The organism is Methylosinus sp. C49 (genome assembly GCF_009936375.1).
GTDB lineage: Bacteria > Pseudomonadota > Alphaproteobacteria > Rhizobiales > Beijerinckiaceae > Methylosinus.
This window is the reverse complement of record NZ_AP022332.1, coordinates 599,676-624,487: the sequence shown is the minus strand read 5'-3', so window position 1 is coordinate 624,487 and position 24,812 is coordinate 599,676. Positions and strand designations below refer to the sequence as shown.

At 64.9% G+C, this 24,812-nt stretch carries 17 protein-coding genes; 6 read left to right on the top strand and 11 right to left on the bottom strand.

Translation table 11 applies throughout. From position 1 onward, the window contains the following. Positions 1 to 69: 69 nt before the first annotated feature. The 11 genes from GYH34_RS02860 to GYH34_RS02810 form a co-directional block, all read right to left on the bottom strand. Positions 70 to 1,491, bottom strand: a complete 1,422-nt coding sequence (locus GYH34_RS02860) for a FecR domain-containing protein (protein ID WP_161912281.1) — start codon at positions 1,489 to 1,491, stop codon at positions 70 to 72. A 13-nt stretch (positions 1,492 to 1,504) separates the two neighbouring features. After that, on the bottom strand, positions 1,505 to 2,833 hold the full coding sequence (locus GYH34_RS02855) for a tetratricopeptide repeat protein (RefSeq protein WP_161912280.1): 1,329 nt from the start codon (positions 2,831 to 2,833) through the stop codon (positions 1,505 to 1,507). Positions 2,834 to 3,064: 231 nt separating this feature from the next. Further along, on the bottom strand, positions 3,065 to 5,704 hold the full coding sequence (gene tssH, locus GYH34_RS02850) for a type VI secretion system ATPase TssH (protein ID WP_161912279.1): 2,640 nt from the start codon (positions 5,702 to 5,704) through the stop codon (positions 3,065 to 3,067). Then, entirely contained in the window at positions 5,701 to 6,912 is a 1,212-nt protein-coding gene (tssG, locus tag GYH34_RS02845) for a type VI secretion system baseplate subunit TssG (protein ID WP_244635241.1), read from the bottom strand. Before tssG ends, tssH begins: the two co-directional genes overlap by 4 nt. Beyond that, positions 6,909 to 8,873 (bottom strand): type VI secretion system baseplate subunit TssF, encoded by a 1,965-nt coding sequence (gene tssF, locus GYH34_RS02840; RefSeq protein WP_161912278.1) that lies wholly within the window; start codon positions 8,871 to 8,873, stop codon positions 6,909 to 6,911. Before tssF ends, tssG begins: the two co-directional genes overlap by 4 nt. Before the next feature lie 3 nt (positions 8,874 to 8,876). Continuing rightward, the gene (locus GYH34_RS02835) at positions 8,877 to 9,452 is read right to left on the bottom strand and encodes a GPW/gp25 family protein (protein ID WP_161912277.1); all 576 of its coding nucleotides are present in this window, start codon (positions 9,450 to 9,452) and stop codon (positions 8,877 to 8,879) included. A gap of 94 nt (positions 9,453 to 9,546) precedes the next feature. Continuing rightward, positions 9,547 to 10,029, bottom strand: a complete 483-nt coding sequence (locus GYH34_RS02830) for a type VI secretion system tube protein Hcp (RefSeq protein WP_161912276.1) — start codon at positions 10,027 to 10,029, stop codon at positions 9,547 to 9,549. Between the two features lie 69 nt (positions 10,030 to 10,098). Continuing rightward, positions 10,099 to 11,622 carry a type VI secretion system contractile sheath large subunit gene (gene tssC, locus GYH34_RS02825; protein WP_244635240.1) on the bottom strand — a complete coding sequence of 508 codons (1,524 nt, stop codon included), beginning with the start codon at positions 11,620 to 11,622 and terminating at the stop codon, positions 10,099 to 10,101. Then, a complete protein-coding gene (gene tssB, locus GYH34_RS02820; RefSeq protein WP_161912274.1) occupies positions 11,619 to 12,158 on the bottom strand; it encodes a type VI secretion system contractile sheath small subunit in 540 nt (179 codons plus the stop codon). The genes tssC and tssB overlap by 4 nt, the downstream gene beginning before the upstream one ends. A 167-nt stretch (positions 12,159 to 12,325) precedes the next feature. Next, positions 12,326 to 13,912 (bottom strand): type VI secretion system ImpA family N-terminal domain-containing protein, encoded by a 1,587-nt coding sequence (locus GYH34_RS02815; RefSeq protein WP_161912273.1) that lies wholly within the window; start codon positions 13,910 to 13,912, stop codon positions 12,326 to 12,328. Positions 13,913 to 13,918: 6 nt separating this feature from the next. Next, positions 13,919 to 14,461, bottom strand: coding sequence for an OmpA family protein (locus tag GYH34_RS02810; RefSeq protein ID WP_161912272.1), 543 nt, complete (start codon positions 14,459 to 14,461; stop codon positions 13,919 to 13,921). A gap of 109 nt (positions 14,462 to 14,570) precedes the next feature. On the opposite strand from GYH34_RS02810, the gene tssI reads away from it, so the two are divergent. The 6 genes from tssI to tssM are packed head-to-tail and all read left to right on the top strand — an operon-like array spanning position 14,571 to position 24,809. Next, positions 14,571 to 16,406 carry a type VI secretion system tip protein TssI/VgrG gene (gene tssI, locus GYH34_RS02805; protein WP_161912271.1) on the top strand — a complete coding sequence of 612 codons (1,836 nt, stop codon included), beginning with the start codon at positions 14,571 to 14,573 and terminating at the stop codon, positions 16,404 to 16,406. Between the two features lie 10 nt (positions 16,407 to 16,416). Further along, complete coding sequence (locus GYH34_RS02800) at positions 16,417 to 16,983, top strand: hypothetical protein (RefSeq protein WP_161912270.1); 567 nt, start codon at positions 16,417 to 16,419, stop codon at positions 16,981 to 16,983. Between the two features lie 46 nt (positions 16,984 to 17,029). Then, positions 17,030 to 18,382, top strand: a complete 1,353-nt coding sequence (gene tagH / locus GYH34_RS02795) for a type VI secretion system-associated FHA domain protein TagH (RefSeq protein WP_161912269.1) — start codon at positions 17,030 to 17,032, stop codon at positions 18,380 to 18,382. 18 nt (positions 18,383 to 18,400) lie between these two features. Next, the gene (gene tssK / locus GYH34_RS02790; RefSeq protein WP_161912268.1) at positions 18,401 to 19,741 is read left to right on the top strand and encodes a type VI secretion system baseplate subunit TssK; all 1,341 of its coding nucleotides are present in this window, start codon (positions 18,401 to 18,403) and stop codon (positions 19,739 to 19,741) included. Next, positions 19,738 to 21,249: a type IVB secretion system protein IcmH/DotU gene (gene icmH / locus GYH34_RS02785; protein WP_161912267.1), complete on the top strand. Its 1,512-nt coding sequence runs from the start codon at positions 19,738 to 19,740 to the stop codon at positions 21,247 to 21,249. The genes tssK and icmH overlap by 4 nt, the downstream gene beginning before the upstream one ends. 11 nt (positions 21,250 to 21,260) lie before the next feature. Continuing rightward, a complete protein-coding gene (gene tssM / locus GYH34_RS02780) occupies positions 21,261 to 24,809 on the top strand; it encodes a type VI secretion system membrane subunit TssM (RefSeq protein ID WP_161912266.1) in 3,549 nt (1,182 codons plus the stop codon). Positions 24,810 to 24,812 lie beyond the last annotated feature (3 nt).

The following is a 24,812-nucleotide window of genomic DNA, read 5'->3' as shown; positions in this document are numbered from 1 at the left end:
CGCGCGCCGTTCGATCGTCCCCGAATCACTCGCGCGCGGGCGGCTCGACCGTCGAAGGCGGCCGGCCGGTCACGGATAGGAGAATTCGAAGGTCTGCGTGAAGCCGTTCGGCAGGCTGAAGAATGCATTGGCCGATGTCGGCGCCGGCTCGAGGACGATGCCGGCCGCATTCACGAAATTCAGCGTGTCGCTGCCGCTGACGGTGAATGAGGTCGGCGCCCCATTGACCGAGACCGCGCCGGACCAGCTCAGCAGCTCATTGATCACAAAATTATAGGTATTGGTCTGCGCTGCGGCGCCGCTCTCGGGATGATAGACGATGGAGGCGCCGAATGCGCCGTTGAAGGACGCCGAGGTCTGGCCTACGACATAATTTATGTTCGCCGCATCCACCGACAAGGCGATCAGGAAATAGCCATAGCCGGGAAAAGTCGCCTGCAGCGTTATGGTGGTGATCGTTCCCGAGACGCTCTGCGAGACGAATGTCGGCGTCACGCAGCCCCACACGCAAAATCCACCCGCGAAGAGCGCGCCCACCGCGCCGCTCGCGGGATTGCCGGGATCGATCGTCAAGCCGGGGGAGGTCGTCCCGCCCCCGGTGACGGCGTGCTGGGCGTGCTGCGCGGCGACGATGGCGGCGAGAGCCTGGTGCGTCTGCGTCGCGACGGCCTGATTATTCGTTTGCGCGCGGCTCTGCGCTATGCCGGCGCCGCCCCAATGCGCCCCGATCGCCCCGAGCCCGGCCCAAGGCGTGCGATCGGGCTCCCGAAGAGAGCCGAGTTGCGCGAGCGCCTGCGCGCCCGTCGGCAGCGAGCCCAGGCTCGCGCCGCCGGTCTGGCCCGGCAGGCTGGCGAATTGCTGGTCGAAGCCTTCGATCGACGCCTCGCCGGCCGGCGCCGGATCGGACATCTCCTCGCCGCCCGCGCCGATGACCACGCCATAGCCCGGACGCGTCAGCCGGATGCGACGCCCTTTGGCGGTGACGATGGTGGCGACGCCGTTCAGCAGTATGATCTCGTCGCAGCCGCCCGCGCGAGCGATCTCGCGGCAATCGGCGCCGCCGACGCGCACCAGCACCATGCCGCCGCGCACGGCAATGGTCGCCGAGGGCGTCTTGATGTCCATGCCGACGCCATGGCTCACCTCGCCGCCGATGAAGCGCAGCGCGCCCTTGGTGATGGAGAGGCTCTGCTTGCCGGCGCCGGCGGCGGAATCATAGACGAAGCGATCGATCGTCACCGAGCTGTTCGCGCCGACGCCGAGCGTCGATTTGTCGAGAAAGACGATCTGCGCGCGGCCATCGGTCTTGGTGTCGATGCGTTCGCGATCGACGACGCCATAGCCGAGCGTCAATCCTTTGGCGGATCCGCCGGGCGGCGTTCCTTGCGCCGCGGGATTGACGGCCCCGACATTGCCGACGACATCCGCGCGGACATTCGTCGCGCAAACACCAAAAAACGCGAGGAGCGCCACGCCGTGCAGATTTCGCATCGCCTCCCCCTCGTCAGAATTTCGCGGTCGGCCCGAAGGTCAAGGAGACATTCTGCATCTTGAAGCTCGATATGTTCGAATCATTGCGCAGAAATTCGAGATGGCCGGAGACGCCCAATTCCGCCGTGATCGGCGCGTCCAGCGCGAGGCCATAGGTCCAGGCGTCGTCACGTCGCACGCGGAACGGATCGAGCGCGGGATTGGCGATGTCGAAGGCGATCTGCGTGAAGCGCGCGTAAGGCGCGATGGTCCATCGCCGCGGCATCTCCGCGAGCGGCGGATCGACCTCCAGGCGCAACATCGCCTGCAGGTCGAATTGATCGGAGGCCTGCGTCGCGACATAGGCCGCAGCGCGCGAGAAGGCGCCGCGTCCCTCGAGACGCACATTGTCGAAAATGCGCAGGCTGACGCCGAGCGAGCCGGTGAGCACATCGCCGCTCGCGATCGTCGCCACCGTCTGCGCGCCGCCCGACGCGGAGCCCGAATTGACCCAGAGCCGCGACCATTCGAAGCCCGGCTCCAACGACAGCCGATCGCCGAAGATCTGACGCAGGCTGACGCCGGCGCCGCCCGTGTTGAGATAATTCAGATTGCCGACGAGCGAGGCCGAGCCCGAGACATGGGGCCTCACCGAAAGGCCCGGCGCGATGTCCGATAGGCCGAAGCGCGGCCCCGTGGAGAGCGAGAACAGCGCGACGTTATATTGCGACAGAGCGAATTGCTGCGTCGCATAGGCCAGCCCGCGCGTCTCCAGCGTGTCGCCGCGCTGATTTTGAAAATCATAGTCGTGCGTCAGCTGCGCCTGCTCGAAAGTATTGGCGTCGGACTGCCGTCCAGTGACGCCGCCCGGCGTCTGCACGCCGCCGACGTCGAAGAGGCCGCTCGACGGCAGATAGGCGGCGTTGGACTGCGTGCGCACGCCGATCTGCAAATTTCCCGAGAGACGGCTCGCCTGGGTGCGTCTTTCGATATCGGGAAGCTGCGCTTCGATCTGCGCTCTCTGCGCGGAATCGAGATCGGCCGATTTCAACGCCGCGCGCAGATTATAGAGCGCGCTCTGATAGGCGCCGATGCGCGCGTAGAGAAAGCCGAGCTCCTTGCGCGCGCGGCCGAGCGCCGGATTGTACATCAGCAAGCGCTCGAGCGCGCCGATCGCGGCCTCGTCATGCAGTTCCGTCGCCAGCCGAATATAGGCGAAGGTCTGCTCGTAATCGGTCGGATGCGTGCGGACATGAGCCGCAAGACGCTCCAGCTCCGATTGCTCGGGCGCCGGCTCGGCGGAAGCGTCGAAGCAAGCGATGCACGCGATCACGCCGACAGCGCTGATTTTATTCTTTACCACGAACGCCCGCCCCGACGAGGATACCGCACAAATTGCTATTCTATTGCTAAACCTTTGCTCAATTGCGACATTTTTGGGGCTACGTCAAGAGCCGAGGCCTTGGCCGTTGGGCAATCGGGCGGCCCTCCCCTTCCGGAGCAAGGTCGGCCGATAGCCGGACGGGTGGAGCGCCCATGACCTCGGCTGCCGCGACAAATAGCGGCCACAGCTCGCTTGGGGGGAGGCCCGAGCTCATCTCCATTCGAAGCCGAAGGCGCCCGCGCTCACCGACACTCGCGCCTCGCGCAGTTCCTCTTTCGCCAGCGAGCGCTTCAGGAATTCGCGCGAGAGCGAGGGCAGCAGCGTGTTGGTGATGATGTTGTCGATGATGCGCCCGCCGGAATCTGGATCATTGCATTGCGCGACAATGTGATCGACCACCGCATCGTCATAGACGAAGGCCGCCTTGTGATTCTCCTCGATGCGCTTGCCGATGCGGTTCAATTGCAGCCGCACAATGCCGGACAGCATCTCCGGCGACAGCGGGAAATAGGGAATGGTGACGATGCGCCCGAGCAGCGCCGGCGGGAAAACGCGTTGCAGCTCCGGCCGCAGCGCGGCGGTGAGCGCTTCCGGGTCGTCGTGATAAGCGGGATCGGCGCCGAGCTCCATGATGAGATCGGTGCCGACATTGGAGGTGAGGATGATGAGCGTGTTCTTGAAATCGATGCGCCGTCCCGAGCCGTCTTCCATCTGTCCCTTGTCGAAGACCTGAAAGAAAATCTCGTGAACGTCGGGATGCGCCTTCTCGATCTCGTCCAGCAGCACGACGCTATAGGGCTTGCGCCGCACCGCCTCGGTGAGGCGGCCGCCCTCGCCATAGCCGACATAGCCGGGAGGCGCGCCTTTCAGCGTCGAGACAGTGTGCGCCTCCTGAAACTCCGACATGTTGATGGTGATGATATTCTGCTCGCCGCCATAAATGGCCTCGGCGAGCGCCAGCGCCGTCTCCGTCTTGCCGACGCCGGAGGGGCCGCAGAGCATGAAGACGCCGATCGGCTTATTGGGATTGTCGAGCCGCGCACGATTGGTCTCGATGCGCTTTGAAATCATCGCGAGGCCATGGCTCTGGCCGACGACGCGCGTGTTCAAAATGTCCGGCAGACGAAGGATGTTCTCGATCTCGTCTTTCACCATGCGGCCGACTGGAATGCCGGTCCAATCGGAGACGACGGCGGCGACCGCCTGCTCGTCGACATGCGGATAAATGGCGCGCGTCTCGGGGTCGAGCGCGGCCAATGCGCCGAGCTTTTCCGTCAGCTTCGCGCGCTCGCTCTCCTGCGCGGCTTCGTCTTCCGTCTGCGTCAGAATCTCGCGCAGCGAGCGCACATCGTCGACGATGGATTTTTCCTGTTCCCATGCGCTCTCCAGCAGGCCGAGCCTGTCCTTCGCCGCCGCGATCGCATCGTCGATCTCATTCACCCGCGCACGCGTGTCGGCGCCGAGATCGCGATCGGCGAGCAGCGCCGCCTTCTCCTGCGCGAGACGGTCGATCTCGACGCGCTTGTCGGCGATTGCGGCGGGCGTCGTCGATTGGCTGATGGCGACGCGCGCGCTCGCCGTGTCGAGCAGGCTCACCGCCTTGTCCGGCAATTGCCGCGCGGGAATGTAGCGTTGCGACAGCGCGACGGCGGCTGTGATGGCCGCGTCGGAAATGCGCACGCCATGATGCTTTTCCATCGGCGCGAGAATGCCGCGCAGCATCGCCGCCGCGCGCGCGGCGTCCGGCTCGTCGATCTGAATCGGCTGGAAGCGCCGCGTCAGCGCCGGGTCCTTCTCGAAATATTGGCGATATTCGCTCCATGTCGTCGCCGCGATGGTGCGCAGCGTTCCGCGCGCGAGCGCCGGCTTCAGCAGATTGGCGGCGTCGCCCGTGCCGGCCGCGCCGCCGGCGCCGATCAGCGTATGCGCCTCGTCGATGAAGAGAATGATCGGCTTCGGCGATTTCTGCACCTCGTCGATGACGGAGCGCAGCCGCTGCTCGAACTCGCCCTTCATCGAGGCGCCGGCCTGCAACAGGCCAACGTCGAGCGCGCGCAGAGTGACGTCGCGCAGCGGCGGCGGCACGTCGCCGGAGACGATCGCCTGTGCGAAACCTTCCACCACCGCCGTCTTGCCGACGCCGGCCTCGCCGGTGAGGATCGGATTATTCTGCCGCCGACGCATCAGCACATCGACGATTTTTCTGATCTCCTCGTCGCGGCCCAATATGCGGTCCATCTCGCCTGAGCGCGCGCGCGCCGTCAGATCCTGCGAGAAGCGATCGAGCGCCGTCTGCCCGCGCGTCTCTCCCGCTGCCGCGCCGGCGCCGCTCGTCGGCGCGAGGCCGCTGCCGTCTATGGGGCGCAGATTCTCTTCGTCCGAGCGCGCGAGAATCTTCTTATGCTCGTCGAGCAGCGCATCGACGGCGATTTTGGCGAATTCGCGCGAGACGGCGAGCAGAGCCGCGCGCAGCCGATCCGTCTTCAGCACGCCGACGAGCACATGGCCGGTGCGAATCTGCGCCTCGGCGAAGAAGAGCGTTGAATAATGCCAGCCGCGATCGAGCGCCTCGATCACCGCGCCGGAATAATAGGGCGTCTCCGTCTGGCTCGGCGTCAGCGCGCCGATCGCCCGCTCCACATCGAGGAGCAGCTTGGCGCGATCGAGATTGAAATGATCGGCGATCACATCGACGTCGGAGCCGGTCTTCTCCAGCATATGCAGCAGCCAATGGGCGAGCTCGACATAGCGGTTGCCGAGGCTTTTCGCTTGGCGATGCGCTTTGGCGATCGTCTCGAATCCGACGAGATTGAGCTTGCCGGTGACTGTCTCGAGTCCAATGTCGGTCATGGTTTCATCGCCCCCGCTTCGCGTCTGGCTTTTTCGCGCTCATGCCTCTTGCGCTCCGCAGGCTGGAAGCGCGCATCGGCCCGATAGCCATCTTTCTTCGATGCATTTTCGTCGACGAGCCAGCTCGTCCAGCCGAGCCGCGCGCCGCCCGCAGGCCCCGCAGCGGAATCGGATGTGAGCCGGATCGGCTCGACGCAGCGCGCCGGCACGGCGAGCTCGACATCCCAATCGATCTCGTCGCCGACATAAAAAAACAAAATATCGACGAGCCGATCGCAATCGTCGCCGACCGGCAGGAATTTGCGATATTGAGCCATATCGGCGACGTAGAGCCGCACGCGAATCTTGTCCTGCACGCTGAAGGACGCGGCGCCGACGAGGAAATCCACGCCGAGCGTGCTGTTGCGTCCGCCGAGATGCGAACGCTCGCGCGCGTCGAACGCCAGCCAGGAGCCGATGAATTCATCGATCTCCGTCTCGACGCGCAGCATGCCGCGAATCGCCTGGCGCAGACGGGAGGCGGATTTCACCTGTGGGCCGAGCAAGCCCGCATAGAGCCCGACGCCCTCCGGTATGAACGTCTCGCGGCGCGCGCCGTAATGCCTCGCCGGCGTCGTGTCGAAGGCCTGCGAGCCGACGCCGATCATGGAGGTCACATAGGCGCCGAAGCGATCATATTCCGGCCGGTCCGCCTGCACGATGGGACGCGAATCGGCCCAGGCGCGGAAGAACAATTGGATGAAGCGATTGTTGAAGAGATCGAGGAAATGGATAAAAGACAAATCCTCGGCCTGCGCATAGGCGAAGGCTTCCTCTGTCAGATGATAGGGCAGCGGCCCCTGCGGGCCGAGCAGGCCGAGAAAGGCCGAGACGATATGCACGCGCTCGGCCGGCGTCTCCGCGCGCGCAATGACGTCGGCGGGCGGGAGCGGCCTGTTCCAGCGCGGCGCGATCTCGCGCAGCGTCGAGCCTGGAAAAGCCATCCAGGCCTCTTGCCCGAAGGAGATCGCGACCTCTCGCGCGAACGTCTCGTCGCGCAATCGCACCACCTCGTCGCGGCGCGTGGCGCTGTCGCCGATGCGCGGACGCGGCTGCGCGAACACGCTGTCGCCCTCGAGCCGCTGGCCGAGGCTGCGCTCGACGCGGCGCATCATGTCGAGAAAATCATGGCGCCAGGGCTCGCGCCGCATTTTTTCGAAATAGCTCAAAGCGCCCTCCGTGCGCCGAGCCTCGCCGGCCAGCGCATGATCTCGCCACGCTCGGTCGTTCGCAGAACGAGCTGGGTGAAATGATTGAAGGCGGCATATTCGCAATAGAAGCGATCGAGAATCGCGCCGAGCAGAAAGGCGCCGGTTCCTTCGAATGCCTTCTCGTCCAGAGTGACGGTCACTTCCGTGCCGCGCGCCGGACCGACGCCGCCGCCACAACGAATGCGCCGCACGACGGGCCGGCTGTCCACCGACAGCACGCCGCGCACGCGCCTCTCGCCAGCGGCGTCATTGGGCTCGGTGAATGTCGTCAATATCTCGCGCAGCGCGCGCGCGTTGTCGCCCGCCTCGCGCTCCGTGAGGCCGAGATGATTGAGGCTCAGCATATTGATGAGCCGCCAGGAGACCGTCCCCATATGCGCCGTCTCGGCGCGGCGGCGCTGATAGGACACGAGCGGCTCGCCCGGCCGCGTCGGGCCGGCGACGCAGACGAGATCGAGCTCGACATCGTCGGTGAGACGAAAATCGACGCGGTTCTGGCCGATCGGCAAATGCTCGGGCAAATGCCGGTTTGAACAGAGAGCGCGAATGCTCAGCTCCGCGACGCCGATGTTCTCGTCCAGCGCGCCCGTGTCGCTCAGCGAGATGAAGAGATCCGTGCCGAAATAATCGCCCGCCGGTCCGTAACGCTTCTCCTCGATCGTGCGCCGGCGCGGCGCGCGGCGGATGGTGTATTGCAGCGCATTCTTCTCGCGCAGATCGGTCGATGAGGCGTAGAGCGGCCGCACCGGGCGCTTCTCGACGCTGCCGGGAAAATGCGCGAAGACGTCGATGAGCCGATGCGGCTCATAATCGAGATAGCGGCTCTTGTCCGGCACGACATGATATTCGTGCCGATTGGCTTTGATGGAGACGCGATCGGTCGCCATCTCGAAGAGATTGACCGCCGGCGCCGCATAGAGCGCGAACATGTCCTTCTGCACGCTGGCGGCGAGCGCGCTATTGACCTCGTCGAATCCAAAGACGATGTCGATCACGCGCGAGGGCAGGCGGCACGTCACCTTCTCGCGATCGAGCGCGAGCTCGAAGCCGAGAAACTTGCGCGAGAACATGAAATACTCATGCAGCAGATCGAAGCCGCGGAAGATGCGATCGTCGCGCGGCAGCAGCGATTCCTGCTCATCCATGCCGATCTGGCGGAGACAGTCCTTCGGCGCCTCTATGACGGTGGCGTCATTATTCGCGTCGACGTAGCGGAACCACACGCCCGTGCAATGGCCGAAGATCTGCTCATAGATGGCGTTTGCGTGCGCCTCGGCGCCGGCGAGATGGAAGGGCAGCTCCGTCGCCTTATTATCGCTGAACAGCGACCAGGGCTGCGGCGGCGCGGCTTTCTCACGCGCGTCATCGGCGGGGTCCGACGTCGCGGCGACGACGAGGGTGATGCGCATGCCGGCGACGGTCTCGCGGCGCACATTGATCTTGAGCGGCTGCAGCGCGGCGGCGCTGGTAAAATATTCGGCGGATTTTATGTAGAAGGGCCAGAGGCGGATCGGCGCCGTCAGCGTGTAGCGGCAGGCGATCTCCTTATCGGCCTCGAGATAGGTGGCGTCGATCTGCGCGCCGCGCGGAAACAGGCGACCATCGGCGAGCGCCGAATCGCCATATTTCGGCAACGCCTTCACCAGCATGGCGGAGGGCGTCGGCGCGAGATAGTGCGGAACCAGCTGCTCGAGGAGATTATTGGCGAATTCGGGAAACTCGTGCTTGATCTTCAATTGCACGCGCGCAGCGAGAAAGGCGGCGCCTTCCAGAAGGCCGGCGGCCATTGGATCGGCGCGGTCGCGAATGAGGCCGCCGAGACGCTTGGCGATCTCGGGATATTCTTCCGCGAATTCGGCGGCGTGCTCGTAGAAGAGATCGAGCTCGCGATTATAGAGATCGAGGAATTCGCGATTCATCGCTCAGCGCCGCGCAATATGGAGCTTGCCCGTCGTTTCCTCGAATTTTGCGACGAACTCGATGGGAACGTTCAGCGGCTGGCAGAGGAGATGGCCGTCGACGATATAGCGAATCTCCTGCAGCGCCTCCGGCGAGCGGTCGCGCGTGACGCGCACCGTGCCGGGAATGAGGCGCGGCTCATATTGCTTCAGCACGGCGATGATCTCGCCATGGAGATCGCGCGCCTCCAGCTCGTCCATGGTCCGATTGGCGAGATCGGGGAAGCCATAGTTGAGGATGGAGCCGCGCACGCGCGCGAAGGGCGAAAGATCGATCGTCGAATCCATCGAGACGTGGTTCATCAGCGCGGCGACGTCGTGCTCGACCTCCGCTTTCAGCTCCTGCTCGTTGATGGGGGCGCGCTGCGGCCGCGTCTTGCGCTCGGCCTCCGGCGTTCCGCCGTCGCGGACGAGCGCCTGTCGATTCGCCTGCTCCCGCGCGTGCTCGCGGCGGTCGCGATGCGCGGCGCGAAATACATGCATGAGAGGGGGGCTGAGCCGATCCGCCGGGCGAACGCTCGTCGTCGTCGAGGAGGTCATTGAGCTTTTCCCGCGCGGCGTCGCGTAGCGGCGAGCGATGCGACCTACGGTCGGCGGCCTCGGCGCGCGAGCGCCGCCGACACGTCATTCATCGTCAGAACGACTTGTTTTCCTTCACATCGTAGCCGCCGCTGACGCTCGGCTCCAGCGAGCCGTCGGCCTTTTGCGGGCTGTATTCGAGCTTCACCTTGGTGAAGTTGAGCGTGAAGCTCTCCGACGGCACGGCGCCGCTGTGGCCGTCGCTGTGATAGGAGGTGATGAACACGTCGCTGAGCGTGATCTTGAGATATTCCTGCTGACCGCCGCCGGCCTTGCGGACGGTGATCAGCGCCTCCTCGAAATGCTTGCCCTCGGCGGTGAATTTGAGAAGGTTCGGCGTGGATTTGTCGACGGATTTGGTGAAATGCAGATCCTGGAAATCCGCCTTGCCGGCGCCGGCGCCGCCGCCATGACCGGACGTGCCCTGGTTGGTCACGCCGAATCCATAGCTCGAGATCTCGATCTCGCCCTTGTGCTTGCTGTCGGAGGATTCGCCCTCGACCTTGGAAGTGAACTTGAGAAAAATATCGGTAGCCATTGTCTATATCCTTTGATCGCGTTCGAAAGATCGATGCATGAAATCGCGTTTCGCGTTCCTCGCCGTCCCCTATTTGATCGGGAGACGGGAAACGAGGCGCATTCCGATATTCATGCCTTCCAGCTGATAATGCGGCCGCAACTCGAATGTCGCGGAATAATATCCTGGATTTTCCTCATTCGGGACGATGGTGATCTTCGCGCCGGCGAGAGGCTTCTTGCGCTTCACCTCGTCGGACGAATTGGTCGGGTCGCCATCGACATATTGGACGATCCAGTTCTGCAACCATCTCTGCAGCTCCTCCTTCTCCTTGGTGGAGCCGATCTTATCGCGCACCATGACCTTCAAATAATGTGCGAAACGACACACCGCGAACATGTAAGGAAGACGCGCCGCGAGATTGCTGGAGGCGGTGGCGTCCGGGTCATTGTTGTATTCCTTCGGACGCGCCAGCGATTGCGCGCCGATGAACACCGCGCGATCGGTGTTCTTGCGATGGATGAGCGGCATCAGCCCGGCCTTGGCCAGCTCCGCCTCGCGGCGGTCGCTGATGGCGATCTCCGTCGGGCATTTGAGATCGACGCCCCCATCGTCTGTCGGGAAAGTATGTGTCGGCAGATCCTCGACCTCGCCGCCCGATTCGACGCCGCGAATGCGCGAGCACCAGCCATGGTCCTTGAAGGCGCGGGTGATGTTCGCCGCCATCGCATAGGCGGAGTTCATCCAGGCGTATTTCTCGCCCTTATGGCCGTCGGTATCCTCCTCGAAGCCGAATTCCTCGACCGGCTCGGATTCGGCGCCATAGGGCAGGCGCGCCAGCACGCGCGGCAGGGTGAGGCCGAGATATTTGGCGTCCTCCGAATCGCGCAGGCTCTTCCAGGCGGCGTATTCCGGCGTGTCGAACACTTTGCCGATATCGCGCGGATTGGACAGCTCGTTCCAGCTGTCCATGCGCATCAGGCTCGGATCGGCGGCGGCGATGAAGGGCGCATGGGCGGCCGCGGCGATCTTGCTGAGATCGCGCAGCAGCTGCACATCGGTCGGATGATGGCTGAAATAATAGTCGCCGACGAGCGCGCCATAAGGCTGACCGCCGAGCTGGCCATATTCTTCCTCATAGACCTTCTTGAACAGCTCGCTCTGATCCCATTTCGCTTTTGGGTAGTCCTTCAGATGCTGATAGAGCTCGGTCTTGGAGATGTTCAGCACGCGAATCTTCAGCGTGGCGTCCGTCTCCGAGCTGTAGACGAGATGATGCAGCCCGCGCCAGGCGCTCTCGATCTTCTGGAACTCCTCGGCGTGGATGATCTCGTTGAGCTGCGCCGTCAGCTTCTCGTCGATGGAGGCGATCAGCCGCTCGATCGTGTCGAGCACATCGTCCTTGATGACGGCGTCCGTGTTGGACAGCGCCTGATCGACGAAGATGGAGATCGCGTCCTGGACGCGCGCATTCTGCTCCTTGGCCGCCGATTCGTCCTTCGGCGGCTTGAAGCTCTGCTTCAGCGATTGCAGAAATTCGTCGAGTTCGCCGCCGGTCGTGGCGACAGCGGCTTCGGTCTGTGTGAGCTCTGTGGTCACTTGCGCCTCGCTCATTTGTCGCCGGGTTGCGTCGCGGAGAGGAATTCCTTCAGCGCTTCCATCTTTTGCGGGTCTTTCAGCAGAGCCCGCAATTGCTGGTTGGCGGCGTCCTTGCCGTCCATATAGACGCGCAGATTGGCGAGCTTCTGCCGCGCCTCGAGCAGCTCGGCGAGCACCGGCACCTGCTTGGCGACGGCGGCGGGGCTGAAATCGGCCATGCTCTTGAAATCGAGCTTCACGCTCAACTTCTCGCCCGATTGCTCGGAGAGCTTGTTGTCGACGTGAAAGCTGACGCCCGGGCGAACGCCATGCTCGGAGCTCATGCGCTCGTCGAAATTATCCATGTCGAACTCGACGAACTTGCGGCTCGCCGCAGTTCCCTTGTCGAAGTCTTCCTTGCCGTGACCGGGCGAGTTGCCGGAGAGATCGGCCAGCACGCCCATCACGAAGGGAAGCTCGACCTTCTCGTCGGCGGTCGGATCGACATATTCGATTTGAACTCGCGGAGGGCGATTGCGCGCGATGAATTTCTGCCCACTCATCTTCGCCATATACAATTATCCTTTATGAATTCGCGATAGAGAAGCCGAGCATCGCGAAACTGTCAAGCCGTGGACGCGCCGAGCTGGCTCATGTTCGCGCCGGCCTCCGTATACTCGTCGAGCCGCTTCAAATTGCTGTGTGATGGCGCACACTGATGTCGATCTTGCGACAGCCGTCAGCGCTCCTCGCGTTCGAGCACGGCGCCGAGCACGGCGATGAAGTCCTTGTCGGCGAGCGCGCGGGCGCGATCGACGAGGCAAGGAATCGGGCTCGACGGCTCGGCGATGCGGAAGTAGCGCGCGATGTCGTCCAGCAGCAGCAAGGCCTGCGTACGCGTCGTCGCCGAGAAGCTCGGAGCGTCGATCTCATAATCCTCGGCATAGTCGATCGGTTCCGGCCGCGGCTCGGCCTGCTCCGGCTCGACGACGATCGGAGCCGGCGCCTCGATCTCGCGCGTCTCCGCGAGACCATCCTGCGCGGCGTCGCTCATCGCTGCGTCCGGCTCCTCCGCGCTCGCCTGCGCCTCTTGCTCTATGCTCTCCGGCTCTGCTCTTCCTTCCTCGAAGGGCGCAGGCTCCTCTACGGACGGCGCCTCGATCAGCAAAGGCGCGGGCGGCGCGACGCGGCGGCGCGTCTTGCGCGGCGTCTGGCGCTCGTCGAAATATTCGGCGCGCGACGGCGTCATGTCGCCGAGCGGCGCGACGGCGAGCTTGAAGGGGTTCTCGCCGCCGATCGAAAATTGCGCATAGGAATGGCGGTCCGGCAGCAGAGCCGCGAGAACCTCGATGAATGTCTTGCCCTGCAGCGCGATCGCCTGCGCGATCAGCGGCAAGGCCGGATTGGACGGCTCGAAGAGGCAGAAATAATCCTTCGCCGCACCGAGCGCGCGGCGCGCGTCGGCGGCGCAAGCGATTGCGCCGCGCTGCGCCTCCCCGCCCGCCTCGTCGTCCTCTCCCTCGTCCGTCTCCGGCGCTGTGGGGTCGGGAAACGCCAAGGAAAAGAACGTCAGCACGCCGCCGACGACCTTCAGCAGCGCGCTGAATTCCGGCGTCTCCGCGGCGCTCGTATGCTCGCGGAAACGCGCGCGAATATTTTTCAGCGCCGCCTCGAGCCGCTGGAAGCTGGCGCGCGTCGCCGCGACGGCCTCCTCGCCGGCGTCGGCGAGGACGCGCACGATCTGCTCCTGCGTCATCGCCGCTATGCGGCCGCCCGCCGGCTTCTCGCCGCTCTCTGCGCCTTCGGCCGCCTTCTCCTGCTCGGCGAGCACAATGGAGCGAAAGGCGATATTGCCCTTGCGCCGATCCGCATGGAGCGTGACGAATTGCAGCGAGATCGTCACGACGGAGCCGTCCAGCTCGTCGAGAATATCGGCGCGCGCCTTCACAGATCCGTCACGTGGGCGCGGATGCACGCCGTCCCAATAGCGCTCCAGCAAGGTCGCCATGGCTGCGATCGTGTCGACGAACTCGTCGAGGTTGCGCTTGAGTATGGCGAGACGCGCCAGAAAAACCATCAGGCGCAGATCGCGTGTGCGCTTCATCACATCGGCGAGCATCGCCGGTATGTATTCTATGGCTTCTCGGAATTCATTGTCGGTCGGGTCGAAGGGCCGGCCGTCGTTAAAGAAGGTCTCGGGAAGTTGAAACGGCGCGAAGGCGAAGAAATTCATGAAGGCGGCGTCGCCGTTCTCGTCGAGGTCGGGACCGCAAGGATCCGCCTCGGAGACGGGCGACGAGAGAAAGGCCGGATCGACGATCGCCATGGCGGCTCAATCCTCCGCGCGGGTTTCGACGCGGCGATTGGCCGGGTCGAGCGGATCGCGCGCCTTCGGCCGCGTCCGGCCATAGCCCTGCGCATCCAGCCGCGCGGCGTCGATCCCCGCCGAAACCAGATAGTTGCGCACCGCTTCGGCGCGACGTTGCGACAGCCGCAGATTGGTCTCGTCGCGGCCGCGCGCATCGGTATGGCCGTCGACATGAAAACGTCGCACGGCGAGCGCCGGATCGCGCAGCGCCTCGGCGAATTGGTCGAGATTCTTGCGCGCGCGCGGCGTCAGCCGATCGGAGCCGAGCTCGAATGTCACCTCGAGGTCGAAGGCCTCGCTCCGCGTGGCTTTCTCTGCATCGCCGGGGCAATCCGCCGCTGCGCCGATGCACAGCGAGCGCGCCGCGCCGAAGGACGGCTCCGCGGCGAAATGTCGAACGATATCCGATGCGGAATAGGCCGGCGCGTCATCGGCGCGGCTGAGAGTCGACGGCGCACAGGCCGCAACCGTCGACAATGCGAGAGCGAGAAGAAGCTTGCGTCCCAATATGTCGTCCCCGGCGCAAAAATACTTCTCGACACTATTTTTGCCGTTACGTATCGTCAAGGGCTTACCCGTTTCGCTTTCCAGGACCGTTTCGAGCTTCGGATGCACCATGTCTGACATATTGATTCAGGACGGCCGCATCGCAATCCTGTCGACTCCATTGGGGAAGGACAAGCTCGCGATCACGGCGCTCGACGCGACGGAAGGATTGAGCGAGCTGTTCGAGATTCGCATCGAGACGGTCGGTCCCGACGCCAATGTCGATTTCGATCAGCTGCTCGGCCGCGACTGCACCGTGGCTCTGACGCTGCTCGATCGTCCGAAGCGTCTTTTCAACGGAATCGTCGCGGAAGCGCAGGCGATCGGCGCCTTCGAGGATCTCTATGTCTATCGTTTCGTGCTGCGGCCGGCCTTATGGCTGCTGACGCGCACGACCAATTGCCGGATCTTTCATCACAAGTCCGCGCTCGCCATTGTCTCCGACGTGCTCGGCGAGCGCAACATAACGATCGAGAACGCGACCAAGCGCGTCTATCCGAAGCTCGACTATTGCGTGCAATATCGCGAGACCGATTTCGATTTCATCTCGCGGCTCATGGAGCAGCACGGAATCTATTATTACTTCGAGCACGCGGACGGCGCGCATAAGCTGGTGCTGTCCGACTCGCGCTCCTCGCATCAGGCGATAGAGGGCGGCGCCTCCATCGTCTTCGCCAATGCGCTGGCCGGCCTCACGCAGCAGGAGCAGGCGCTGTTCTCGTGGTCGTCGGAGCGGCGCTTCCGCACCGGCAAGATAGAGCTGCGCGATTATGCGTTTCGCGAGCCGGGCTCCAATCTCAAGGCCAAGACGCAGGGCTCCGAGCGCTACGCGCGCGCGACGACCTACGAATATTACGACTATCCCGGCAAATATCAGAATTCGAGCGACGGGCGCCTCTATGCGGATGCGAGGCTCGAGGCCGAGCAGGCGATCGACTATCGCCGCTACGCATCCGGCCAGGCGCCCAATCTCTTTCCAGGCGGCCTCGCCACGCTCGAGCGCCATCCGACCACGGCGGAGAACAAGCAATATCTCATCGTCCGCTGCTCGCATCATTTCGCCGACGAGGCGTTTCGCTCCACTGGCGGGCTCGACGGGCGCCAGCCCTATCACGGCAATTACGAGCTGCAGCCGGCCGATCGCGTCTTTCGCGCGCCCTTGGTGACGCCGCGGCCGCTCGTGCATGGGCCGCAGACGGCGAAGGTGGTCGCGCGCGACAAGGACGCCGACAGCGAGGAGATCGACACCGATCCAGAAGGCCATGGCATGATCAAGGTGCGCTTCCATTGGGATCGCGAGGACAAGCGCTCCTGTTGGATGCGCGTCGCGCAGCTATGGTCGGGTCCAGGCTGGGGCGCGCAATTCATTCCGCGCATCGGCATGGAGGTGGTCGTCGAGTTTCTGGAGGGCGACCCCGACAAGCCGATCGTCGTCGGCGCCGTCTACAATGGCGGCAATAAATTTCCTTACAAGCTGCCGGATAACAACACGCAGTCGGGATTGAGATCGGACTCCTCGAAGGGCCATGGCGGCTACAATGAGTTCATGTTCGAGGACAAGGCGAGCTCGGAGAAGATCCGCATGCACGCCGAGAAGGATCATGAAGTCGTGATTCGCAATTCCGAGACGACCGAGATCGGCGAGGCGTTCTCCGGCGGCGGCGCCTCGCGCAAGACGACGCTGAAGCAGGGCGGCGACGAGCTGACGTTGGAGTCCGGCTCGCGCAAGACGACGATCCATAGCGGCGAGGACACGACGACGGTCGACAAGAGCATAACGATCGAATCGCTCGGCGACACGATCACGCTGAAGACGGGCGCGAGCTCGATCAAGCTGACGCCGAGCAAGATAGAGATCAGCTCGACGGCTATCGCTTTGTCCGCCGCCAAGATCGATCTGAACTGAGGGGGAGAGGGTGAGCGCGTCGTGCAAGATCCGCTTCGCCACCGTGCGCGACCTCTACGCCGCTTTTCCCACGGCGGAGGTCGACGTCGGAATCGAGAGCTGCGAGGAGCCTTCTGCGGGTTTCGTCACCCGTCTCGCCAAGGAGGGCGATCGTCGCGCAGCCTTGTCCTATTGCGCCTATCTTCTGGCGCGGCGCGAGGCGGTGTGGTGGGCGGCGCGCTGCGTGCGGCAGACGGAGCCGGCGGACGCCGTGTCGCTGCGCTGCCTGCAGGCGGCGGAGGAATGGGTGAGCGAGCCGAGCGAGGCGCGACGACGGCGCGCGCTGGAGGAGGCCGCGCAGGCGCGAAAATCGCTCGCTGCGGCCTGGGTCGCACAGGCGGCGGGATGGTCGGGCGGCAATGTCTCGCCCGATCCCGCCTTTTATCTGGAGCCGCCGCCGCAGGCCGCGGCGCAGGCGGCGCGCGGGGCCGTGCTGATCGCGCTCGGCGCCGTGGCGGGGGATCGCCGTGAGGCCGTCGAGACCGGATGGATTGAGGCGGCGCTGCGTTGCGCGCTCGGCGATCTTCATCGGACGTGACGCTATGAGGCGCGGGCTCGCGGCCCGCTGAGGGAGCCATCGGGGAATGCGCCTGACATTGACCATCGAGAATTTCAGCCGAAGGCCGGACGGCGGCCCGCTGACCTATGTCGCGGAAGGTCGCCGTAGCATCGACATCGGCCGCAATCAGCATCTCGACTGGTGCCTGCCGGACGAGAATCATTTCATCTCCGGCCGCCATTGCGAGATCGCGCCGCGCGACGGCGGCTATTATCTCACCGATGTCTCGATGAACGGGACTTTCGTCAATCACCCCGACAATCGCGTGCAATCGCCCTATCGGCTGCGCGACGGCGATCGTCTCTATATCGGCGATTATGTCGTGGTGGCGCGCGTCGAGGGCGACGCGCCGGCGCTCGACGCAGCCGCCGTCTCATCGACGCAGCCGGTTCCGGCCTATGACGATTTCTGGAGCTCCTCCGAGCCGGCGCCGCCGCCCATCGATCCGCGCTCGCTCGATCCACGCCGGCTCGACCCCGGACCGCAGACCGATTGGATCGACCATGTCGCCGATGCGGCGACGCCGATAGCGCCGACCCCGCGCCGACCTTCCGCCGAGCCTGCGCCCGCCGCCTTTTGGGGCGAGCCGCCACAGCCCGCTCCGGTCGCCGCGCCGAACGACATTTGGGGCGCGCCGGCGCCGCCCGCCTCGACGCCCACGCCCGTCGTCGATTGGGGCTCGCCCCCGCCAGCTCCGGCGCCTTCTGTAGCGCCTCTCCCCGCGCCTGCGCCGATCGCCGCCGCGCCCGTTCCGTCGCCGCCCCCTCCCGCCGCCGCGCCGGGGACGGAGGGCGCCTATGCCGAATTTCTGACGAGCTTCGCGCAAGCGCTGAACCTGCCGGAGCAGACCTTCGCCGGCGCGACGCCGGCGCAGCTCGGGGGGCAGCTCGGAACGTTGACGCGGCTCATCGCAGAGGAGACGCGGCAATTGCTGCGCGCCCGCGCCGAGGCCAAACGGCTGACGCGCAGCGCCAGCCATACGATCATCGAGGCGCAGGGCAATAACCCGCTGAAATTCGCGCCGACGACGGAAGAAGCGCTGCGCATCGTGCTCGGTCCGCCGCGTCCGGGCTATCTCTCCGCCGGCCCCGCCTTCGCCCAGGCCTTCGTCGATGTGAAGGCGCATGAGCTGCGCACCTACGCCGCCATGCAGGAGGCGGTGCGCATGCTGAGCGACAGTCTCGATCCCGCGAGCCTCGAGAAAGCGCAGGGCAAGGACAGCGGCATCGCCTCGCTGGTCGGCTCGCGCAAGGCGCGGCTGTGGGACCGCTATGTCGAGCGCTGGGCGGCGATGAGCCCGCGCTCCGGCGACAAGCTCGCCGACGCCTTCATGCGCAATTTCGCCGACTGCTACGACCGGGCCGACGCCCAAAAATAAAATACACAGGGGGAGCAAATGTCTTGGCGCAGCAAGGTCGTGTGGAGCGAAGGTTTGTTCCTGCGCCCGCACCACTTCCAGCAGGGCGACCGCTATCTGGAATGGGCGACGACGGCCCGCACGCGCAATCTCGCGCCCTTCTCGTGGGGCTTCTCGCGCCTCGACATCGACCATGGTCTCGCGCAGCGCGGCAAATTCGGGCTCGAGGCCGCATGGGGCGTGATGCAGGACGGCACGCCCTTTCAGCTCGAGGGCAAGGAGGAGCTGCCGGAGCCTCTGCCGATCGACGACAAGATCGCCAATCGCATCGTCTGGCTCGCCTTCCCGGAGGCCTCGCCCAACACGCGCGAGGTGGCGCGGCGCGACAGCGTTTCCGCGAGCCGCTATTTCCACGCGTCCGAGACCTTCATCGACTCCACATCCGAGCTGCGCGTGGAGGAGGAGATAGAGGTCGCGCATCCGCGCATGGAGCTGCATCTCGAGAGCGAGCGCAAGCGCGGCTATAATAATCTGCCCGTCGCGCGCATCGTGAAGCTCGAGAATGGCGCCGTGCTGCTCGATCCCGAATTCGCGCCGACCGTGCTGATCTGCCGCGCGCATGACGTCGTCGTCGGCTGGCTCAATCGCGTCATCGGCTGGATCGAGAACAAGCTCGAATCCATCGCGCGCTACGCCGCCGATCCCACCGCCGGCGGCGGCCTGCAGAATCGCGATTACCTGCTGCTGCAGACGCTCAATCGCGCAATACCGGCGCTCCAGCATTTCGAGCATACGGCCAATCATCTGCATCCAGAGCGGCTCTATGTGTTCCTCGTCTCGCTCGCCGGCGAGCTCGCCACATTCTGCGCCGCCGATCGCCGCGCGCCGAGCTATCGGCCTTACGATCACGACAATCTGAAGAATACATTCGAGCCGGTGCTGCGCGATCTTCAGGACTTCCTCAGCAAGGACGCCGATCATCGCGCCATTCGCCTCGAGCTGCAGCAGCTCGCGCCCAACGCTTTCAAATCGCCGATCAAGGATCGCTCGCTGTTTCAGAACGCGTCCTTCTATCTCGAAGTGTCGTCGCGGCGTCCGCTCAGCGAGATACAGATGCAATTCCCCAATCTGCTGAAGCTCGGTCCCGACACGCGCATGAACGAGATCGTGCATTACAATCTGCCCGGCGTGCCGATCGTGCATCGGCCCTCGCCGCCGCCGCAGATCCGTCTCATCGGCGACCATGTGTATTTCTACATCGACAAGAAGAGCCCGCTGTGGCCCGATTTCAGCGTCGCCGCCGCGATCGGCTTGCATTTCTCGGGCGATTGGCCGGACCTCGAGCTCGAGCTCTGGGCCATTCGGGAGGATAAGAGATGAGCGACAAGGACAATCCTTTCGGCTCCTCCGGCGGCGACCGCACCGTCTTTCAGCCCAATCCCGGCGGGCGCCGTCCGCCGCCGCGCCCCGCTGCGCCGCCGCCTCCGGCGCCGACGCCCGGCTACACGCCGCAGACGGCGCCCGCCTATGCGCCGCAACAGGATTTCGGCGCACCGCGCTCGGCCGAGCATCCTTACGGCCAATTCGCGCCCTCGCCTTTCGAGACCTCCGGCGCGCCGCGCGCGCCGGCGCCCGACGCCTGGGTGACGGGCCGCGGACAGCAGCAGGCGGCCGCGCCCTTGCAGCGCGCCGAGGATTTGGATTTCGACGCGCTCGTCGCGCAGCATCCCAATCCCATATTGCGCGCCGCCGGCCCACTGCTGCATCTGCTGGGGCGGCTGCGCGTCGCCGCGCTCAGCGCCGATCTCGAGAGCCTGCTCGAGCAGGTCGCCGCCGCCGTCGCCTTTTTCGACAAGGATATTCGCAGCGCCGGCGTCTCGCCGGAGCAGGCCAATGTCGCCAAATATCTCATTTGCGCGACGGCCGACGACATCGTCCAGAACATACCGACCGACGATCGCCATTTGTGGACGCGCTACAGCATGACCTCGCGCTTTTTCGGCGAGCGGCTCGGCGGCGTGAATTTCTTCAAGCAGCTCGAATGGCTGCAACGCGATCCGGGCGCCAATTTCGACGTGCTGGAATTGCAGCATGTCTGCCTCGCGCTCGGCTTTCAGGGCCAATATCGCGCCGCCGAGGGCGGTCCCAATCAGCTGCAATATATTCAGCGCAATCTCTATGAGCTGCTGCGCCGCGTGCGGCCGAAGCGAGTGCTCGATCTCTCGCCGCGCTGGAAGGGCCAGGCGCTGCCGCTCGGCCGCAAAGGCTTTGTGCTTCCTGTGTGGAGCGCTGCGGCTGTGGCGGCGCTCCTGCTCTTCGGCGTCTTCATCGGCCTGCGCGCAAAGCTCGGCGGCGTCGGCGAATCCGTCGCCGCGGAGATCGAGACGCTGCATCCTTCCACCAAGATCGCCTTGCAGGAGCGGCTCAATCTCCCGCGCGTGGAGCCGCCGCCGAAGCCTTCCGTGCAATGCAAGCGCATCGGCGAGCAAGTGGGCGACGGCGTGAGCGTGACCTGCAATGGCAAATGGGTGCAGATCAAGGTCGGCGACGCCGTGCTGTTCCAATCCGGCAAGGCGGCGGTGCTGCCGCAATTCTCGCCGATCGCCGAGCGCATCGCGCGCGCGATCGACGGCGAGACGGGGCCGATCAAAGTGGTCGGCCACACCGACAATCAGCCCTTGAGCCCGCTCAATCCGTTCCGCGACAATCAGCGTCTCTCGGAGGAGCGCGCGCGCGCCGTCGCAGCGCTGCTGAAGCCGCTGCTCAAAGATCCGTCGCGCGTCTCGGAGGCCGGCCGCGGCCCGTCCGAGCCGATCGCCGACAACGCCAATGAAGCCGGACGGCGCCTCAATCGGCGCGTCGAAGTGCTCATCAGCCGCATAGACTGAGGAAACTCAAAATGTCCGAGAAGCCCGGCGTCAAGGGCGACATCGTCCGCATCATTCTGCTCGGCCTCGGCCTCGCGTCGATCTCGAGCATCATCTATCTCGCCGGGCCTTTCATCGCCTTCGGAAGCTGGCGCCCGCTCGAGAATGAGATCGTGCGCGACATCGTCATCGTGCTGATCGTCGCTATTGCGGCCTCGGTCGCGGGCTTCTCCTTCTGGCGTCGGCGCAAGAACGCCGCATCGCTGGCCGATGGCGTCGCCGATGCGGAAGCCGAAGACGATTCCATCGTGCTCGGCGAGCGCATGAAGGACGCGCTCGCCACTTTGAAAAAATCCGCCAAGGGCGGCTCCACCTATCTCTACGATCTGCCCTGGTATGTCATCATCGGCCCGCCCGGCGCCGGCAAGACGACGGCGCTGGTCAATTCGGGCCTGCGCTTTCCGCTCGCGGGCGGCGCGACGCCGGAGGCGATCGCCGGCGCCGGCGGCACGCGCTATTGCGATTGGTGGTTCGCCGAGGACGCCGTCTTCATCGACACCGCCGGCCGCTACACGACGCAGGATTCCGACGCCGCGCTCGACAAGCGCAGCTGGTTCTCCTTTCTCGATCTCATGAAAAAACATCGCCCGCGCCAGCCCATCAATGGCGTGCTGGTGGCGATTAGCGTGCAGGATCTGCTGCTGTGCTCGCGCGAGGAGCGCGCCGCCCATGCGCGCGCCATTCGCGCGCGCTTGCTGGAGCTGCACGAGCGATTGAAGGTGGATTTCCCCGTCTACGCCATCTTCACCAAGGCTGATCTCGTCGCCGGCTTCACCGAATTCTTCGCCGATCTCGACAATGACAAATTGCAGAGCGTCTTCGGCGCGACCTTTCAGACGGCGGACAAGAAGCTCAATCTCGTCGCCGATATCCCGCGCGAGTTCGACGCGCTGATCGAGCGTCTGAATCAGACCATGCTCGACCGCTTGCAGGAGGAGCCCAATCCCGCCAATCGCGTGGCGCTCTACGGCTTCCCCGCGCAAATGGCGGCGCTCAAGCGCCCGGTGCACGACTTCCTCAACGCGATCTTCGAGCCGACGCGCTATCACTCCAACGCCAATCTGCGCGGCTTCTATTTCACCTCCGGCACGCAGGAGGGCACGCCGATCGATCAGCTCATCAATGCGCTGGTCAAGAATTTCGGCGCGCATGATGTCGGCGGCATCGGCTTCCGCGGCTATGGCAAGAGCTTCTTTCTCTATGATCTCGTGGAGAAGGTCATCATCGGCGAGGCCGCCTGGGTGTCGACCGATCCGCGCGCGGTGCGGCGCGGCGTCTTCCTGAAGACCGCGGCCTTCGCGCTCATCGCGCTTCTTTGCGCGGGCGCGAGCTTCGCGATGTGGAAGAGCTATTCCGCCAATGCCGAATTGACCGCGAACGCGCAGACTCTGGCGCGCGAATATGCGGCCGACACCGCCTATCCGCTGACGCGGCAAATGGTCGTCGAGGATCGCGACTACGGAAAAATTCTCGGCCTGCTGCAGAAGCTGCGCGACGCGCCCACGGGCTACGCCCATCGGGGCGATCCCGAATCCTTCTTCGAAGGATTGGGCTTCGGCCAGCGCCCGCGTCTCGTCGAGGCTTCCGTCGCCTCCTATCGCCTCGCGCTCGAGCGCCTGCTGCGGCCGCGGCTTTTGTTCCGCCTCGAGGAATTGCTCGAGGAGCATCGCGACGATCCGGGCTTCATCTATGAGGCGCTGAAAGTCTATCTGATGCTCGGCCATGCGCGCACGCCCGTCGATCGCGAGGTGATTCTCGCATGGGAGCGGCGCGATTGGCGCGACAATCTGTTCCGCGGTCCGCTCGCCGACAACGCCAAGGCGCTGGAGCAGCATCTCGACGCCATGCTCGAGCTCGACAATGGCGATCTGCTCGTTCATCCCAATCAGACGCTCATCGACGAGAGTCAGAAGACTCTCGCGCGTCTGAAGCTCTCCGAGCGCGCCTATCAGCTGCTGAAATCGGAAGCGCGCACGCTCGACATCGCCGATTGGACCGCGCCGGGCGCCGGCGGGCTTCTGTTCGATCAATTGTTCGAGGAGACGAGCGGCAAGGATCTCGACTCGATTCGCGTGCCGGGCTTCTACACTTACGAAGGCTTCAAGCGCGCCTTTCTGCGCGGCCTTCCCGGCATATCGGACCGCGTGCGCAAGGAGCGCTGGGTGCTCGGGCGCCCTGGCGAGGACGAGACGCTCGGCGACGAATATCGTTCGCTCGGCAATGATCTTCTCGCGCTCTATGGCCGCGATTTCGACGCCTCCTGGCGCGGCGCGCTCGCGCGGCTGAAGATGAAGCGCCTCAACGCCGACAAGCCGCAATATCGCGCGCTCGGCGCCGCCACCGCCTCCAACTCGCCATTGAAGGCGCTATTCGAATCCGTGGTGGAGGAGACGTCTCTCACCAAGGAGCGCAAGCTGCGCAAGGAGGCGCCGGCCAAGGAAGGCGCCGCCGCGCCGCAGATCGCTCTCTCCGATCTCTTCCCCGGTCGCGGCGACCGTCCACCAGGCGAAGAGATCGAGAAGCGCTTCGTCCCTTTCCAGATCTGGCTGGATGGTTCGGGGCCGCGCAAGCCGATCGACGAGCTGCTCGCCGAGCTGAACGACATAAAGGACAATCTCGTCGTCGGCGCCACTCTGCCGGAGAATTCGCCGCAGGCGAATGCGGCGCTCGCCATGCAGCTCAAAAAATTCCGCGGCACGGCGGATCGCCTGCCGGAGCCCTTCCGCCCCATGCTCACCGGCGCGGCCTCCGATTTCGATCGCGCCGTGCTCGATTCGGAATTGAACCGGCTGACAAGCGCCTTTCGCGAGCAGGTCGCGACCTCCTGCCAGCAGCTGACGCCCGGCCGCTATCCTTTCGTCAAAGGCGCGGCGAGCGAGATCGGCCTCGCCGAATTCGGCCGGCTGTTCGGACCGAACGGAATACTCGACAGCTTCTTCAAGCAGTCGCTCGCCAAATATGTCGACACGGCGAAGACGCCCTGGGCCTTCCGGCCGGAATATCCGCTGACCGCGCGGCTCTCCGCGGCCAGCCTGCGCGAGTTCCAGCGCGCCGCGCAGATTCGCGACGCCTTCTTCCCCTCGGGCGGCAACATGCCCAATCTCGCGCTCACCGTCTTTCCGCCGCCGCTGAGCGGCGCGGGCCGCACGGCGAAATTCGAGGTGAATGGCCAGGAGGCGACCTCCGTCGCCGGAACCTCGGTGACTCCGCGCGCGATCCAATGGCCCGGCGCCGGCGGCGGGCGCGCGGCGGTGAGCCTCGCCACCGATCTCGCGCCGAGCCAGACCGCCGCCGCCGACGGCTCGGCGCCGGCGGCGGCGCCCATTGTGCTCGAGCGCTTCGGCGGCTGGGCTTTGTTCCGCCTGCTGGACGCCGCCGGCCGCTCCTATGCCGGCGAGCGGCTGAACGCGACCTTCTCGCTCGGCAAGCAGACGCTGATCTTCGGCTTTCAGGCGGGCTCCACATTGAAGCCGCTCACTCTGCCGGCGCTCACCGAATTCCATTGTCCGACCCAATTGTGAAAG

Coding starts and splice junctions, on each gene's coding strand:
- GYH34_RS02860 (WP_161912281.1), bottom strand. CDS start 1,491: ATGCGAAATCTGCACGGCGTGGCGCTCCTCGCGTTTTTTGGTGTTTGC.
- tssH (WP_161912279.1), bottom strand. CDS start 5,704: ATGACCGACATTGGACTCGAGACAGTCACCGGCAAGCTCAATCTCGTC.
- tssF (WP_161912278.1), bottom strand. CDS start 8,873: ATGAATCGCGAATTCCTCGATCTCTATAATCGCGAGCTCGATCTCTTC.
- GYH34_RS02835 (WP_161912277.1), bottom strand. CDS start 9,452: ATGACCTCCTCGACGACGACGAGCGTTCGCCCGGCGGATCGGCTCAGC.
- GYH34_RS02830 (WP_161912276.1), bottom strand. CDS start 10,029: ATGGCTACCGATATTTTTCTCAAGTTCACTTCCAAGGTCGAGGGCGAA.
- tssC (WP_244635240.1), bottom strand. CDS start 11,622: ATGAGCGAGGCGCAAGTGACCACAGAGCTCACACAGACCGAAGCCGCT.
- tssB (WP_161912274.1), bottom strand. CDS start 12,158: ATGGCGAAGATGAGTGGGCAGAAATTCATCGCGCGCAATCGCCCTCCG.
- GYH34_RS02815 (WP_161912273.1), bottom strand. CDS start 13,912: ATGGCGATCGTCGATCCGGCCTTTCTCTCGTCGCCCGTCTCCGAGGCG.
- tssI (WP_161912271.1), top strand. CDS start 14,571: ATGTCTGACATATTGATTCAGGACGGCCGCATCGCAATCCTGTCGACT.
- tagH (WP_161912269.1), top strand. CDS start 17,030: ATGCGCCTGACATTGACCATCGAGAATTTCAGCCGAAGGCCGGACGGC.
- tssK (WP_161912268.1), top strand. CDS start 18,401: ATGTCTTGGCGCAGCAAGGTCGTGTGGAGCGAAGGTTTGTTCCTGCGC.
- icmH (WP_161912267.1), top strand. CDS start 19,738: ATGAGCGACAAGGACAATCCTTTCGGCTCCTCCGGCGGCGACCGCACC.
- tssM (WP_161912266.1), top strand. CDS start 21,261: ATGTCCGAGAAGCCCGGCGTCAAGGGCGACATCGTCCGCATCATTCTG.